The 15,314-nt window shown below is 73.4% G+C and carries 13 protein-coding genes; 5 read left to right on the forward strand and 8 right to left on the reverse strand.

Annotated elements, in window-relative coordinates; translation table 11 throughout:
• Window positions 1–3: 3 nt before the first annotated feature.
• The 4 genes from AB0J06_RS00480 to sigK all read right to left on the reverse strand — a co-directional run bounded on the left by AB0J06_RS00480 (window position 4) and on the right by sigK (window position 3,785).
• A complete protein-coding gene (locus tag AB0J06_RS00480; RefSeq protein ID WP_357422980.1) occupies window positions 4–1,563 on the reverse strand; it encodes a molybdopterin-dependent oxidoreductase in 1,560 nt (519 codons plus the stop codon).
• Between the two features lie 110 nt (window positions 1,564–1,673).
• A complete protein-coding gene (locus tag AB0J06_RS00485; protein ID WP_357422982.1) occupies window positions 1,674–2,306 on the reverse strand; it encodes a fasciclin domain-containing protein in 633 nt (210 codons plus the stop codon).
• A 112-nt stretch (window positions 2,307–2,418) separates the two neighbouring features.
• Window positions 2,419–3,159 (reverse strand): anti-sigma factor, encoded by a 741-nt coding sequence (locus AB0J06_RS00490; RefSeq protein ID WP_357422984.1) that lies wholly within the window; start codon window positions 3,157–3,159, stop codon window positions 2,419–2,421.
• Window positions 3,156–3,785, reverse strand: coding sequence for an ECF RNA polymerase sigma factor SigK (gene sigK, locus AB0J06_RS00495; RefSeq protein ID WP_357422986.1), 630 nt, complete (start codon window positions 3,783–3,785; stop codon window positions 3,156–3,158). The genes AB0J06_RS00490 and sigK overlap by 4 nt, the downstream gene beginning before the upstream one ends.
• A 225-nt stretch (window positions 3,786–4,010) precedes the next feature.
• On the opposite strand from sigK, the gene AB0J06_RS00500 reads away from it, so the two are divergent.
• Both AB0J06_RS00500 and AB0J06_RS00505 read left to right on the forward strand, forming a co-directional pair.
• Complete coding sequence (locus AB0J06_RS00500; protein ID WP_357422988.1) at window positions 4,011–6,092, forward strand: Hsp70 family protein; 2,082 nt, start codon at window positions 4,011–4,013, stop codon at window positions 6,090–6,092.
• Window positions 6,085–7,542: an Hsp70 family protein gene (locus AB0J06_RS00505; RefSeq protein ID WP_357422991.1), complete on the forward strand. Its 1,458-nt coding sequence runs from the start codon at window positions 6,085–6,087 to the stop codon at window positions 7,540–7,542. The genes AB0J06_RS00500 and AB0J06_RS00505 overlap by 8 nt, the downstream gene beginning before the upstream one ends.
• Window positions 7,543–7,612: 70 nt before the next feature.
• Here the strand turns inward: AB0J06_RS00505 and erm are convergent, their stop codons facing one another.
• A complete protein-coding gene (erm, locus tag AB0J06_RS00510; protein WP_357422993.1) occupies window positions 7,613–8,431 on the reverse strand; it encodes an ErmE/ErmH/ErmO/ErmR family 23S rRNA (adenine(2058)-N(6))-methyltransferase in 819 nt (272 codons plus the stop codon).
• 383 nt (window positions 8,432–8,814) lie between these two features.
• On the opposite strand from erm, the gene AB0J06_RS00515 reads away from it, so the two are divergent.
• Window positions 8,815–10,794, forward strand: coding sequence for a hypothetical protein (locus AB0J06_RS00515; protein ID WP_357422995.1), 1,980 nt, complete (start codon window positions 8,815–8,817; stop codon window positions 10,792–10,794).
• A gap of 18 nt (window positions 10,795–10,812) precedes the next feature.
• Here AB0J06_RS00515 and AB0J06_RS00520 read toward each other — a convergent pair whose 3' ends face one another.
• Window positions 10,813–11,709, reverse strand: coding sequence for a Gfo/Idh/MocA family oxidoreductase (locus AB0J06_RS00520; RefSeq protein WP_357423458.1), 897 nt, complete (start codon window positions 11,707–11,709; stop codon window positions 10,813–10,815).
• 154 nt (window positions 11,710–11,863) lie between these two features.
• On the opposite strand from AB0J06_RS00520, the gene AB0J06_RS00525 reads away from it, so the two are divergent.
• Both AB0J06_RS00525 and AB0J06_RS00530 read left to right on the forward strand, forming a co-directional pair.
• Window positions 11,864–12,250 carry a hypothetical protein gene (locus AB0J06_RS00525; protein ID WP_357422997.1) on the forward strand — a complete coding sequence of 129 codons (387 nt, stop codon included), beginning with the start codon at window positions 11,864–11,866 and terminating at the stop codon, window positions 12,248–12,250.
• A complete protein-coding gene (locus tag AB0J06_RS00530; RefSeq protein WP_357422999.1) occupies window positions 12,243–12,659 on the forward strand; it encodes a hypothetical protein in 417 nt (138 codons plus the stop codon). The genes AB0J06_RS00525 and AB0J06_RS00530 overlap by 8 nt, the downstream gene beginning before the upstream one ends.
• 27 nt (window positions 12,660–12,686) lie before the next feature.
• Here the strand turns inward: AB0J06_RS00530 and fabG are convergent, their stop codons facing one another.
• Window positions 12,687–13,448 carry a 3-oxoacyl-ACP reductase FabG gene (gene fabG / locus AB0J06_RS00535; RefSeq protein ID WP_357423001.1) on the reverse strand — a complete coding sequence of 254 codons (762 nt, stop codon included), beginning with the start codon at window positions 13,446–13,448 and terminating at the stop codon, window positions 12,687–12,689.
• Between the two features lie 70 nt (window positions 13,449–13,518).
• Window positions 13,519–15,171 carry an alpha-amylase family protein gene (locus tag AB0J06_RS00540; RefSeq protein WP_357423003.1) on the reverse strand — a complete coding sequence of 551 codons (1,653 nt, stop codon included), beginning with the start codon at window positions 15,169–15,171 and terminating at the stop codon, window positions 13,519–13,521.
• Window positions 15,172–15,314: the final 143 nt, after the last annotated feature.

The raw sequence follows: 15,314 nt of genomic DNA on the forward strand, positions 1-15,314 counted from the left end.
CGGCTAGATGACGGTGACCGCGACGGTGTGCCAGCCGGTGGCGCCGTCGGGGAACGGGGTGGCGCGGCGGTCGGTCTGCAGGTCGCCGTTGCCGTCGGTGGCGCGCACCCGCAGGGTGTGCCCACCGGACGTCGCCGCCCAGTCGTAACGCCACTGCGTCCACGTATCGGTCGACGGGACCGGCAGGAGCGTCGCGGGACGCCACTGTCCCCCGTCGACCTGAACCTCGACCGCGCTGACGCCGCGGTGCTGCGCCCATGCCACGCCGGCCACCGCGGCCCGCCCAGCGGGCACCCGCGCGAAGGGGGCGGGCCGGTCGATCCGGGACGCGGTCTTCACGGGCCCGCGCCGCGCCCAGCCGCGCTGGACCCAGTACGCGTCGAACGCGTCGAAAGTGGAGAGTTCCAGTTCGGCGACCCATTTGCAGGCGCCGGCATAGCCGAAGAGGCCGGGCGTCAACATCCGCACCGGAAACCCGTGGTCGAGCGGCAGGGCCTCCCCGTTCATGCCGACGGCGAGCATCGCGTCCCGGCCGTCGAGCACGGTCTCCAGCGGGGTGCCGATGGTCATGCCCTCACTCGACCGCGCCACCACCTGGTCCGCGCGGGAGTTGATGCCCGTTGACCGCAGCAGCGGCGCGAGCGGCACCCCCAACCACCGGGCAGTGCCGACGTACGGGCCGCCCACCTCGTTCGAGACGCAACTGAGGGTGATGTCGCGCTCGATCAGATCCCGGTCGAGCAGGTCCGCGAAGCTCAACTCGACCGGGTTGCCGACCATCCCGTGAATGCGCAACCGCCAACCGTCGACGTCGATCCGCGGCACGGTCAGCGCCGTGTCTACCCGGTAGAAGTCCGCGTTGCGGGTGTGGAACCCCGCAGCGGCGCCGGGCGGCAGCGGTTTCGCCGGGTCCCCGGCGGCGGGCAGGCGTACGGTCTCCCGCGACCGGGCGGCGTCGCGCAGTTGCGCCCGGCGCAGCGCGAAGGTGCCGCCGCCGGCGAGTGCGGTGCCGGCGGCCACCGTGCTGGCCGTGCGGATGAAGCCGCGCCGGGAGGGGCGGATCAACCGGTTCGTGGCGCGCTCCGGATCCGGCCCGCCGGGCGGTGGCTGAGGGATCGGTCCCGGGTGCGGCGTCGCTCCCGGGTGCGTGCTCAGCAGCCGGCGCAGCAGCAGGGCCGCGATCACCGCACCGGCGAGTGAGGGCAGCACGTCGAGCGGCCGGGCGGCCGGGCGGGTGAGCGCCGTGGCCGCCCCGATCATGCCGAACGCGCCGGCGCCGATCACCGCCACGACGGGGCGGCGGCGGGCGAGAATCCCGACGACCGCGGCGAAGACCGCCAGCGCGAGGCCGATGCCGGCCAGCAGCAGTGGCTTGTCGTACGTGCCGAAGGTGCGGACCGCGAACTCCTTTACCGGCGTCGGGGCTGCGTCGATGATTGTCCCGCCCACCGCCACGAGCGGACCGGCCTGCGGTCGGGTGAGCGCGGCGACGAACTCCGCGCCGGCCACCCCGGCGGTCGCCGCGAGCAGCCCGGCGACGGCGGGCGCGAGCAGGTTACGCATGACGGCTCCCTCCAGGAAGATCCGCGTGATCAGGGAGTTCGACGGCGACACGCCGGCGACACGTAGTCCCTGATCACGCGGATCTCGGGTACGCGGACTCGCGGGTGGGATCAGACGGTCGGCATCAGGACCGAGTCGACGATGTAGACGGTCGCGTTGGCCGTCTGCACGTTGCCGCAGACCACGGCCGAGCTGTTGTTGACCGTGAAATCGGTCCCGCCGCCGCTCACCGTGACCTGACCGCCCTGCAGGGTCTTGTGCGTCCCCGCGAGCTGCTCCGGGGTGAGCTTCCCGGGCACCACGTGGTAGGTCAGGATCTTGGTGAGGGTGGCGTTGTCGGTCAGCACCTTGTCCAGGTCGGCCTTCGGAATCTTGCCGAAGGCGTCATTGGTCGGAGCGAAGACGGTCACTCCGTTGGCACTGTTGAGCGAGTCCACCAGGTTGGCCTTCTTCACGGCCGTCACGAGGGTGGAGAGCAGCGGGTTGCCGGAGGCGGCGGTCGCGACCGGCACCTTCGCCATCGCGGCGAAGCTACCGGCGTTGGCGGCGTCGGTCGGCACGGCCGCGCAACCCGGGCCGAACTCGCCGTCCACCATCGCGGCGCCCGTCGGGCTCGCCATCGCGGGCGAGGTGGTGGCGGGCTGGGCGGAGTCGTTCGTCGTCTTGGTGTCGTCGCCGCAGGCGGCGGCCGCGAGGGTGAACGTGGCGACGGCGGCGAGGGCCGCGAGTTTGGTGGCACGCATCGTGAGTAATCCCTTCATACCGGTTTCTTTGCTGTTACTAGGGATTCGTGCCGCCTGCCCGACCGGATGGGTCCGATCGCGCAATAATTTCCGCCGCCCCGCTCGCCTCCCGTCAGGCCATCGGCAACCGGGCGACCGTGGGCATGGTCGGTTGCCGTGCACCGCCGGCCGGCTCCCGCGTCACCGCGAGGAGTTCCGCGCCGCGCACCCCGGAGATCAGCCGCGTCGCGCTCGACGCCGCGGCGGCCATCACCCCGGCATCCGTCGGCCGACCGTCGTACATCAGCCACAACTGATAGGCGCGGTCGCCGCCCGGTCCGGCCAGCCCGCTGAGCGTCGCCACGCCCGCGTCCAGACTCGGCGACATCACGATGGTCACCCGGCCACCGCCGTCCACAGTGGTGGATCGGACGACCGCGTCCGGCGCGGAGAGCACCGCCTTCATCCGCTCGGACTCGGCCCGGGCCGTGACCGCCGCCGCCCGCTCGTCCCGTACCCGTTGCTCCTGAACGACGAAGGTGACCGCGCCGGTCCCGGCGGCCAGGACCACGGCAGCCGCCGCCGCGAGCGTGCCGCGGCGCCAGCGCGGCAGCGTCGGCCGGCCGTCGCGCTCCGCACGGCCGGGCCCCAGCTGGCGGGTCTGCCGAACCCGGTTCAGCACGTCCTCGCGCAGCCTCGGCGGCGGCACCGACCAGGTGGAGTCCGCGAGCCGGCCCACGCTCTCGGTCAGCTCGGCCACCTCCCGCGCACAGGACTGGCAGGCCGACAGATGCCGCGCGAACGCGGCCCGCTCGATATCGCTCACCGCGTCCAACACGTACGCGCCGGCGAGGGTGTGAATATCGGACGTCACGGCGTCACCTCCACGCCCAGGCAGTCGCGGAGCCGGATCAGGCCGTCCCGCATCCGGGTTTTGATCGTCGGGAGCGCGGTGTCGAGGAGCTGGGACACCTCGCGGTAGGTGTAGCCGCCGTAGTACGCCAGGGTGATCGACTCACGCTGCAGGTCGGTCAGGCTCTTCAGGCAACGCCGCACCTGCTGCTGTTCCAGCCGGGTGGTGGCCTCATCCACCACCTCGTCGTACGGCGTCTTCGTCTCCGTCGCCGCCAGCCGGCGGACCCGCTCCGCGCCGGCCTGCTCGGAGCGGACCCGGTCGACGGCCCGGCGGTGGGCGATCGTGAAGATCCACGCGGTCACGGAGCCGCGCGCGGGGTCGTACCGGGCGGCGCTGCGCCAGACCTCGACCAGCACCTCCTGAGCCACCTCCTCCGCCTGGGCCGGGTCGCGCAGCACCCGCCGTGCCAACCCGTAGACGCGCGCGGCGACCAGCTCGTACAGGCGGGAGAAGGCTGCCTCGTCCCCGAGCGCCACCGCGCGCAGCAGCCGCTCGGCCTCTCTGCCGGGGTCGGGCTCAGGCGGTACTACCGAGAGTTGCTTCGCGCGACGCTCAGCACCCCCGCCACGGTCACCGTCGGTCATGAGAACCAACCTTCCGTAACATTCGCGCAGTCAGCACGTAAGGCGTTCGGTGCGGCGTGCCCACCGGATGGGCCGGGCCCCCTATTGCCCCGCCGTTTCCGATACGTTCTCCACCTGCCATCGGCCATGGCGCGCCACAAATCGGGAGTGGACGCGGGTGCCGACGCTCGCGCACACTGTGCGCCCAGGAAGACGATGGCGCACAAGCGGGTGGGGGGCGAGACGATGACCGAACCGATCCTGGTGGTCGATGTGGGCACATCGACCGCCCGGGCGGCGCTGGTCGTCGACGGCCAGGTCACCCTGGTCAAAGAGCCGGTCAGCGGCGCGACGGCGTGGCCGGCCTCGGTCTGCGTCGCGGACGAGGGCTACGTCGTCGGCACCGCCGCGGAGATCCGTAAGCGGGCGATTCCGGGGCGCTACATCGATGGACCGCGGCGCGCCGTCGACGCCCAGGCGGCGATGCGGCTGGAACACCGGGAGATCACCGGCGCCGAGGCGCTGACCGCCTACCTGACCGCGCTCGCCACCGAGGCCCGCCAACAGCACGGTGCGGAGCTTCCCCGGCTCCTGCTGACCGTTCCGGCCGACTACCCGCCCGGCGACCCGCGCCGCGACATCATGATCTCGATCGGCGAGGCGTGCGGCTTTCCGGATGTCGAGCTCATCAGCGACGCGGTCGCCGCGGCGCTCGACCCGCAGACCACCGACCACCTGCCCGCCGGCGCCCTCGTGCTGGTCTGCGACCTCGGCGCCACCTGGACCACCGCCATGGTCCAGGTCTACGGCAGTCACACGACCCAACTCGCCCAGGAGACCTGCGCCGCCGGGCGCGACCTCGACGCGCAGCTCATCAACGACCTGCGCACCGAGGGGCGGACCTGGCTGGAACCGCTGCTCGCGGCGCCGGGCGACGCCGGGCTGCGCGCGTACTACGAGGCGATCGACTTCATGCGCCGGCTCAAGCACCAGCTCGGCGACGGCGACGAGGTGAGTGACCATTTCACCCCGGTCACACCCCCCTACCGGCTCACCCGCGTGTGGCTCGAGGCGTTCGCCGAACCGGCCCTGCGGTGGCTGGCGGCGAGTTGCCAGCGCGTCATGGCGACGGTGGGCGCAACACCCGCCACCGTCGGCGCCATCGTGCTCGCCGGGGGCGGCGCCCGGCTGCCGATGACCGCCTCGACCCTCCACCGTGGACTCGGACTGCGCGACGGCGGTGGCGTCCAGGGGCACCCGCTGCGCCGCTCCGCCGAGCCGGAACTCGCCGCCGTACGCGGCGCGGCCCGCTTCGCGGCCGGCGCCCCGACCCGGGTCATCGCGGCCGAGGCGCCACGCTGGCGGATCCAGCCGGTCTCCTGGGAGATCCCCGGCGGGGAGGGGCGGCTGCTGCGCTGGACCGTCACCGAAGGGCGCCCCTACGCCGCCGGAGCCGTCCTGGCGCAGGTCCGCACCACCGACGAACGGGTCTTCGACCTGACCGCCGCCCGCCACGGCACGCTGCTCTCCCAGACGGTCGGCCCCGGCCAACCCGTCGGCGCGGCGCTGGTCGCCGCCGTCACGAAGGACGCGGCCAGCCTCCTCGCGCAGCCGCCGGCCCGCCGGCACCACCTCGAATCCGATGGCTCGTGGCTGCTCACCGCCGACCGGCAGCATCTGGTCGAGTGCAACCGGGCGGGCAACGCCGTGCACATCCGGACCATCACCGACGCCGCCCTGGTCGCCGAGTTCCACCCCGACCACGGCGGGACCGACTCCCGCGGCCGCGTCTTCCTCGACTCCAGCGGTCATCTCTGCCTGATCGCGTGGGATGGGGAGGGTTTCTTCTCCGTCTGGGACATCGAGACCGGCAAGCTCATGAGCCGGTTCCGCGACCCGGGCAATCCGGGGAAGGTGCTGGTCAACGAGGCGCACTGGCGGCTGGCCGCGGAGGGCAGAGGCAAAGGCGTCGGTCGGTTCGGGCGCCCGGTGACGACCTTCTGGGACCTGCGCACCGGCGCCCAGATCGCGAAGGTCACGGACGAGCAGTGGCGCCTGCACGAGCCCGGCTACTCCTCCGCGAGCCTCACCGAAGGGCTCGCCCGCAGCGCGCTCAGCCCGGACGGGCAACTCCGTGCGATCATCACGGACGCCACGGACGGGTCGCCGTCGGTGCTGGTGACCGAGGCCGCCACCGAACGCGAACTCTTCCGGGCGCAGGGCGGAGCGCAACAGCGGGCCCGGGTGGCGTTCAGCGGCGACGGCCGGCACCTGCTGGCCAACTGGGAATCCGATGAGCGGAGCCTGCTCGATGTCTGGGATGTCTGACACCCCCACGCTGGTCATCGACTTCGGCACGTCGTCGTCGGCGGCCGCCGTCGTGGCCGGTGACACCATGCGGCTGGTGCCGGAGCCGATCAGTGGCGGGTACACGTGGCCCTCGGCGGTGCACTGGGACGGGCAGCACATGTTCGTCGGCAGCGTCGCCGAACGCCGCAAGCGCGCGGCGCCGACCGCGTACGCCGCGGAGTTCAAGCGGGGCCTCGCCGCGGACATCCCGATGGCGCTCGGCGACCGCCGCTTCCGGCCGGTCGAGCAGGTGGTGGCCGTGCTCGCGACGCTGCGCGGGGAGGCGGAGCACCTGCACGGCGGGACGATCGACCGCGCCGTGGTGACCGTGCCGGCCAGCTACGGCCTCGGGGATCCGCGCCGCGCCCAGATGATCGCGGCCGGCGAGGCGGCCGGGTTCCACACCGTGGAACTGCTGTCCGAGCCGGTCGCCGCCGCCTTCGCCCCGGTGGCCGGCGAGCCGCTGGTCCCCGGCGAGCTGGTCCTCGTCTACGACCTGGGCGGCGGCACCTTCGACACGGCGCTGGTCCGGGTCGATCAGCGCGGGCACCAGGTGCTCGGCCACGTCGCTATCGACGATTGCGGCGGGCGCGACATCGATGCGCTGCTGGCCGCCCGCATCCACGAAGAGGGACGGGAGTGGCTGGCTCCGCTGCTCGCCGCCGGCGCGGCGGACCCGGCGGGGGCGGCCGCGCTTCGGCTGAACATGGCGGTCACCGACTTCGCGCAGCGGATGAAGCACCAGCTCAGCGAGGTGGAAGCGGTCGAGGACTTCCTGATGCCGCACACCCCCGCCTACCGGCTCACCCGCGACGAGTTGGCCACGCTCGCCGCGCCCCTGCTGGACCGCACGGTCGCCTGCTGCCAGCGGCTCCTCGACGAACTCGTTGTCGGCGTGAGCGAGATCGGCGCGGTGCTTCTCGTCGGGGGTGGCGCGCGGATGCCCGCCGTGGTGGACACCGTGCAGCGGGCCTTCGAGCGGCCGCTGCGCCACGTGGACGAGCCGGAGCTCGCCACCGTGCGCGGCGCGGCGCGCTGGCTGGGGCACAGCGGCCAACGGCGGATCCCGACGTCACCGGCGACGGACGGCACCCATCCGCTGTCGTTCGCCGTTCCCGGCGGCCGTGCGCAGCTGCTGCGCTGGCTGGTGGCGCCCGGCGACGCGTACGACGCGGGGGCGAGGCTGGCCCGGGTGCGCCTGCACACCGGCGCGCTCTGGGACCTGACCGCCGCGACGCCCGGCACGGTCGAACGTCTCCTCGTCTCGCCCGGCACGGAGATCGCCGCCCAGCACTGGCTCGCGCTCGCCCGTGCGGGCACCTCCCCCGCGGCCCCCTCCCCCGCGGCCCCCTCCCCCGCGGCCACCGCTTCCGCGGCCAGCGGTTCCCCGACGACTGGTTCGCCGGCCGACGCTTCCCCGGCCTCCTAGCCCCGGCCGGTTCGACCGGCTTCGCGCCGAAGCCGCGGCCGGGGCCGGGGCCGGGGCCAGGAGGACGGCGTCACCGCAGGTCCGGGGCCTGGAGCAGCCGGAAGAGCGTGAGCCACTGCTCGGGCCAGACGTAGCCGACCGGCGTGTCCACGGCCAACCGGACAGCCCTCGTCGCCGCGTCGACGCGCCGCGCCGGGTAGCTCCCGGACAACGACGCGTGCAGCGACCCGCCGAGCCCACCGAAGCCCAGATCGACGAAACGCCGGTAGGCCGGCATCGAAGCGGCCGGCAGGAGCGCGGTTGGCCGGCGCGTCAGCCGCAGGATGCCCGACTCGATCCGGGGCACCGGGCGGAACGCGGTACGGGGAATCCGCCCGGCGAGCCGCCACTCGAATTCCGGCCACGTCCGTACGGTGAGCCGGCTCCACCGTCCGAAGTCACCGGTGCGTTTGCGCGCGTACTCGAGTTGGGTGACGAGGGTTGCCGAGGTCAGCCGGGGCGCCCGGAGGCACCAGTCGACGATGGGCGCGGTCAGCGCGTACGGGATGTTGCCGACCACCGCGAACCGCTGCCGTGGCGGTGGGGCGGCCAGGAAGTCGCGGGGCAGGCAGGTGACGTTGCGCAGCGGCGCGCAGGCCGCGGTGAGCGCTGCCGCGAGGGATGGGTCGACCTCGTACGCCAGCACCCGGCCGGCCTGCCGGGCCAACGTCGGGGTGAGCTGCCCGCGTCCGGCTCCGATCTCGACGACCAGGTCCCCGGGTCCGGGTCGGGCGGCCCGGACGATCTGCTCGATCGCCGCCGGGTCGCGGAGGAAGTTCTGGGACAGCACGCGCCGGGACCGGTCGCGTTCGGTTCGTTTTCCGGGTGCGTTCGATGGGCTCTGCGCCACAGCCGGTGTCCTGTCTGCCGCCCGGCGGGGCCGGACAGCGGTGCGGACAGGCAGCCCGGATCGGGGCCTGTCCGAGCGGATCGGGACTCGGGTGGCCCTGGGCGTGCGCGTCAGACGCGGCGCGCGGAGAAGATGATCAGGCGCGGACCGCGCCCTGGCGGGCCAGGGCGGGCAGCCGGCGCGGGCGGGAGACCAGGAGCGGCCCCCACGCGGCCGGGGTGGCGGCGCGGATCAGGGCGTGCGTGACGAACATGGGCCGACGCTAACCGGGTCCGCGCGACCCGGGCAAAGGCATTTCCGGTACGTCCTCCACGGCCGTCGGTGAAGATCGTCCAGCGGTGCGCACCCGTGTCCCCCGTCCGGAAATCGACGTTGTTCCCGCTATGGGAGCCGATCGCCACGAATCACCCGTCCCCGCACCCGCCGGGAGTGTCTTCCTGCAGCATTACGACCGGCTGGTGCGGATCGCCTACCTGGTCGCACCGGCCACCCGTCGCCGGCAGTCGCAGCTCGTCCGGGCGCACCGGCTCGTCCAGCGGTCGCTCCCGTGGCGGTCCCGGGTCGTGCGGACGTACCCGCAACTGGTGGCGCGGGTGCTGCGGCGGGCCGCCCGGCCACGCCGGCTCGCCCTGCCGGCGCTGGTGACCTGGGCCTGGCACACCCCGGTCAACGGCAGCCGCGAGCACCGCGCGGTCGTCAGCGCGCTCGCCGCCGCACCGGCGCCCGTACGCGCCGCGTACGTCCTGCTCATGGTGGAGCGGCTGCCGGCGCGCGAGGCCGTCGTCCTGCTGCACGAGGCGGGCTGGGCCGAGGGGGTCGCGCACGTGGCGGCGGCGAGCGGGCTGCGCCAACGACTCGGCGACGAACTGGGCATCTCCGTCGACCGGCAGCGGGAACTGCTCGCCGGGGCGCCGGCCGACCCGACGGTGGTCCGGCTTCGCGCCCCGGACCCGGAGACGCTGCGGGTGCTGCGGGTCGCCCGGCTCGGCGCCGTGTCGCTGGCGATGCTCGTCGTGGCCGCGCTGGTTACGACGAGTCTGGTCGGCGCCGCGCCGCAGGGGGCGACGGTCCCCGCGACGGTGGGCATGTGGGCGGCTCCCGAGACAGCCCCGTTGACCGTCCGGCGGGTCGCGGCGCAAGCGTGGGCGGGCGCCAGCGAGTTGAGCCTGGCGAGTTGGCCGGCGCGCGGTACCCGGACCGGCGACGACCAGCTGGTCCGGGCGGCGGTGACCGCGTGGCAGAGGCTGCACGGCACGACCGACGACGCCGGTGCGGGCTCCGGCGGGGGTGCGCACGCGGAGTCGACGCCCGGCGGCGCGACGCGCGACGGCGGCGGCGCAGCGACGGCGACGCCGGGCACGATCGGCGGCGTCACGGTCTCCACCGCGGCCGGCGCGGCCGCGGACCCGCCCATCGGGGCGCCCCAACTGCTCTACGCCGGCGAGCTGGACGGCAGCGCCGTCGTGGTGCTCGCCGACCCGACCCGGATCGGCACGTACACGGTCACCGGCGATCGGCGCGGCCTGCGCGTCGAGCCCGCGCCGGGCACGGCCGCGGACACCGCCAGCGCGATCCGGATCGGCCGTGACGGCGACGCCTCCCGTTATCTCGTGGCGCCCTGGGTGGCGCGGGTCGAGACGCGGGCGCTGGACGGGCGCGACTGGCGGCCGCTGGCGGTGGCCGACGGAGTGAGCGACCCGGTGCCGGCGCGCAGCGGCGAATGCTGGTCCGGGCCGCTGCTGCGGCTGCGCGCGGCGGAGGTCGCGACCTCCGCGCCGTTCGTCCTCGCCGAGCTGGGCGGCGGCGCCGCGCTCACCGAGCTGCGCTATCTGCCGTCTACCGTGGACGCCGGGGGCGCGACGTCGCCCGGGTTGGACGGGGCCGACGGCGCGGCCGCGTGGGCCCGGCTGGGCTGTCCGGTCAGCGACCTGCGCGGGCGCGCACCGCGGTCGGTGACCGCCTGGGAAGTCTGGTCCGGCCGGCTGCCGCAGACGACAGGGACCTCCCGGCTGGTGTGTCTGCGCGCGACGTTCCCAGGCGACGGCAACCGGGTCTCGGCTGTCCTGCTCGCTCCCGGCGGCGGGACGTCCCGCGATGCCACGGTCGCGTCCGCCTCGGACACCCGCTTGTGCAGCCGTCTCGCCCGCGACGTCGTGGTGGGCTGGTGGTGGCGGTCACCGGGCGGCGGCTGGCACCATCTCGCGGTCGGCAGCGGGAAGGTCCGGACGATCGAGGTGACGGTCGCCGGCGGTACGCGGCGCGGCACCCGGCTCGTCGCCTCCGGCCCCTACCCGGCGGCGTCGGCGCCGGTCACCGTGCGGGCCAGCACCCGTGACGGGAAGCCCGTGCCGGTGCTCGGTTGACGCACCGCGGCCTGCCGGTCAGATCGTGACCGTACGTCGTTGCGCCCGGGCGCTCTCGGCCGCGGCGAGCACGGCGACCACCTCACGGCCGAAACGCACGTCGCACGGGTTGGCCGGCACGCCGGCGCCCAGGTCGACCAGCAACTGGTCGATCGCCGCGGTGAAGGCGGCCACCTGGGTGCCGTCGCCGCGCGGGACGACCGCGACGCCGGTGTCGCCCCAGAACGCGAAGTCGAACGATCTGGCCTCGGGCGGCGCGTCCAGGGTCAGCGACATCGTGGTCGAGGCGCCCCCCGCGTGCCGGAGCACCAGGTGCACCGCGTCGCGCGGGCCGTCGACCGCGGCGACCTCGGTGACCGGCCCGAGCACCGGCAGGATGATCGAGAGCGCGTGCGGACCGATGTCCCACAGGCCGCCCTTCTCGCGCCGCCACGGCGAGGCGCCGTACGGGTTGCCCGGGTGGAAGATCGACGCGAACATGGTCGCGCGTGAGCCGTGCCAGCCGCCGGTGACGGCGGTCCGGTCGAGGAACTCGGCGACGTTGCCGTAGAACCGGTTGGTGAAGAAGACGACCGAGGCCACCCCGGTCCGCTCAACCGCGGCCACGACCCGGTCGGCGTCCTCGACGGTCAGCGCCAGCGGCTTGTCCAGCAGCAGGTGCCGTCCGGCCTCCGCCGCGCGCAACGCGATGCCGGCCTGCACGTCGGGCGGGAGCGCCACCGCGATCGCGTCCACATCGGCGATCAACTCGTCGACGTCGGTGTAGGCGCGCGTCCCGTACCGCTGCGCCAACGTCGCCGCCTTGGCCGGATCGCGCCCCCAGACTCCGACGAGCTTCACCTTCGGGTGCGCGGCGAGGGCGGCGCCCTGCGTCTCCGCCGCCCAGTAACCCGTGCCGAACAGCCCGACCCGCATCCCCGCCCCTGCCTGCAACGCCACCTGCGACCACGTCCCTCCGGTTTCCCGCGACAGTGTGCCGCACCCGGAGCGCGGCGCCGCGGGCGCGGGGTCAGCCGGCCGGACCGGGTCGCTACTACGCTCGTTAGTACAGTGTGGTCGTGAACGATGCATGGAGCGGGACGAGCCGGTGAACGGTCCCCTGGCGACCCTGACGATCGTCGCCTCCCTCGTCCTCGCCGCCTGGGCTCTCGTGGCAGCGGTCCGCAAGCGGCCGCCGGACCGCTCACACCTCGTCGGTCTGGCGGTGCTCGGCCTGATCGTGGTGGCGCTGACAGTGGCGGCCGGGGTGGCCATCGCGGGCGGCGAGCGGCCGGCGAGCATGGCCACCTTCGTCGGGTACCTCGTCACGATCGTCTGTCTGCCGCCGCTCGGCGCGGTGCTGGCCCGGATGGAGCCGACCCGGTGGGGCTCGGTGATCGTCACGGTGGTCTGCCTCGTGGTGCCGGTGCTCGTCCTGCGGCTGGAGCAGACCTGGTCGACGGTGTCGAGTGGCTGAGCAACGCACGGCGCCGGAGCGCACGACGAACACCGGGCCGGGGCGCGTCCTGGTCGTCGTGTATCTGCTCTTCGCCGTCGCCGCCACGTCGCGCGCCGGGGTGCAGATCGCGACGAAGTTCCACGAGGCGCCGCTGGCGTACCTGCTCTCCGCGCTCGCCGCGGTGGTCTACATCGTCGCCACCGTCGGGCTGGCCCGTGACGGCGCGTTCGGCCGGCGGCTCGCCGTGATCTGTTGCACGGTCGAACTGATCGGGGTGCTCGCCGTCGGCGCCGCGAGTGTCCTCGCGCCCGACGCGTTCCCGCACGAGACCGTCTGGTCCGGCTTCGGGCGGGGGTACGGCTACGTGCCCCTGGTGCTGCCGGTGATCGGCCTCTACTGGCTACGCCGCACCGCCCGGCCCGCCTGAACAACTCAGGCGGGCCGGTTCACCCGGTCAGTCGCGGGGGCCGCCGGCGATGTAGATGACCTGGCCGGAGACGAACCCGGCGCCCTCGCTGGCGAGGAACGAGACGGTGTGCGCGACATCGTCGGGGGTGCCGACCCGGCGGACCGGGATCTGCGCCGTCGCGTGCTTCTGGAACTCCTCGAAGTCCACGCCGACCCGCGCCGCCGTGGCGGCGGTCATGTCGGTGACGATGAAGCCCGGGGCGACCGCGTTGGCGGTGATCCCGAATGGGCCCAGCTCAATGGCGAGGGTCTTGGTGAAGCCCTGCATCCCGGCCTTTGCCGCGGCGTAGTTGGCCTGGCCCCGGTTGCCCAGCGCGGAGGTGCTGGAGAGGTTGACGATCCGGCCCCACTTCTGCTCGACCATGTACTTCTGGGTGGCCTGGGTGACGAGGAACGCGCCGCGCAGGTGCACGTTCATCACGGTGTCCCAGTCGGACACGCTCATCTTGAACAGCAGGTTGTCGCGGAGCACGCCGGCGTTGTTGACCAGCACGGTCGGCGCGCCGAGCTCGGCGGCGATCCGCTCGACCGCTGCCTGCACCTGCGCCTGGTCGGCGACGTCGGCGCCGACCGCGAGCGCCCGGCCGCCGGCCGCGACGATCTGCTCCACGGTCGATGCGCAGGCCGCCTCGTCCAGGTCGACCACGGCGACCGCCAGGCCGTCGGCGGCCAGCCGCAGCGCGGTTGCCGCGCCGATGCCGCGGGCCGCGCCGGTGACAAGGGCGACCCGCTGGGACTCGTCGGACATGCTTACCTCCCGGTAACTTATGGCGTCGGGCGGAGCTTAACCCAGCCGTGCGGGAGGTGACCGCCCCCTCTTAACCGGCCGGACTGCGGTGCAGCCGGATCCACCGGTAGCCGTACCCGGCGAGCTCCAACGCGTCGAGCTTCCCCACCGGGTCGTACTCCTGGTCGGCGAAGACGTCGTTGGGGAACTCCGCGTCGCCGGCGAGCGATTGGAGATCCACGGTCACCCGGTCGGTGCCGAGATTGTGCAGGAAGAGCATGGCGCCGGAGGCGTCGTCGGCACGGTGCACCAGCACGCCGGGCGGCGCGAGGACATCCACGTACGTGCAGGAGCCCGCGCCCACCTCGGGCGCCTCCCGCAACGTACGGATCATCCGTTCGAACCAGCCGAGCAGCGAGCCGGGATCGTGGCGCTGCGCGGTGACGTTGAGCTTCTCGTAACCGAACTCGCCGTCCGCGATCACCGGTCGGACGAGCTGCTCGACCTCGGCGCTGGAGAAGCCACCGTTGGGCAGGTACGACCACTGCATGGGGGTGCGGATCGCCTCACGGCCGGGGAGCGACAGGTCCTCGCCCATGCCGATCTCCTCGCCGTACCGGAGCACGGGGGTGCCGCGCAGGGTGAACTGCAGGGAGTACGCCAGCTCGAGGCGGCGCCGGTCGTTGCCGAGCATCGGCGCGAGCCGCCGCCGGATTCCCCGTCCGTAGAGGCGCATCTCCTCGTCGGGACCGAACTCCTCGAACACCTCGTTGCGCTGTTCCGCGGTGAGGCGGGAGAGGTCGATCTCATCGTGGTTACGCAGGAACGTGGCCCAGGACGCGCCGGACGGCAGCGCCGGGGTGTCCCGCAGCGCCTCGATGATCGGCTCGGGATCCCGGCGGGCCAGCGCGAGCATCAGCCGGCCGTTGAGCATGAAGTCGAAGAGCATGTGCAGCCGGTTGCTGGAGCCGCCCCCGTCGCTGAAGTAGTCGACGAGCCCGTCGGGCTCCACGTTGGCCTCGGCGAGCAGCACCGCGTCGGCCCGCCGCCACTGCACGTGCTGGCGCAGCTCGGTGAGGAACTCGAAGTCCTTGGGGGAGTTCGGGTTGCCCGGCTCGGTCAGCTCGATGATGAACGGCGCCGCGTCGATGCGGAACCCGGAGACGCCGAGCTGCAGCCAGAAGGCGGTGATCTTCTTGATCTCCTCGCGCACCCGCGGGTTCGCGACGTTGAGATCCGGCTGGAAGCGGTAGAAACGGTGGTAGTACCAGGCCTTGGCGGTCCGGTCGTAGCTCCAGGTCTCGTCCTGTTCGCCGGGGAAGACCATGCCCTGGTGGCGGTCGGGCGGCGCCTCGGCGGACCAGACGTACCAGTCGCGGTACGGCGAGTCGGGTGACGAGCGCGCGGACTGGAACCACGGGTGCTGGTCGGAGGTGTGGTTCACGACCAGGTCGATGATGACCCGGATGCCCCGGTTACCGGCCTGGTGCAGCAGCTCCGCGAAGTCGCCGAGCGTGCCGTAGCGGGGATCGACGGCGTAGAAGTCGGTGACGTCGTATCCGTCGTCGCGGTCCGGCGTCGGGTGGATCGGATTGAGCCAGAGGCAGGTGACCCCGAGCCGGACCAGATAGTCCAGCCGTCCGATCAGCCCGCGAAAGTCGCCCACGCCGTCACCGTCGGAATCGACGTACGTGTCGACGTCGAGGCAGTAGATCACGGCCTTGCTGTACCACCGGTCGCTCATGTCGTCACCCCTGCTCCGCCCGCCGAACGAACGCCGCTCACCGATGAACGCCGCCCACCGATGAACGCCGCCCATCGATGGCTGCTGAACTTCTCCGAAAGGCGTCCCCGGCAAACCCCGACCCCCGCCGATGAGATGTCATC

Origin of the sequence: Micromonospora sp. NPDC049679, from assembly GCF_040659735.1 — a bacterium.
Taxonomy (GTDB): Bacteria; Actinomycetota; Actinomycetes; order Mycobacteriales; family Micromonosporaceae; genus Micromonospora_I.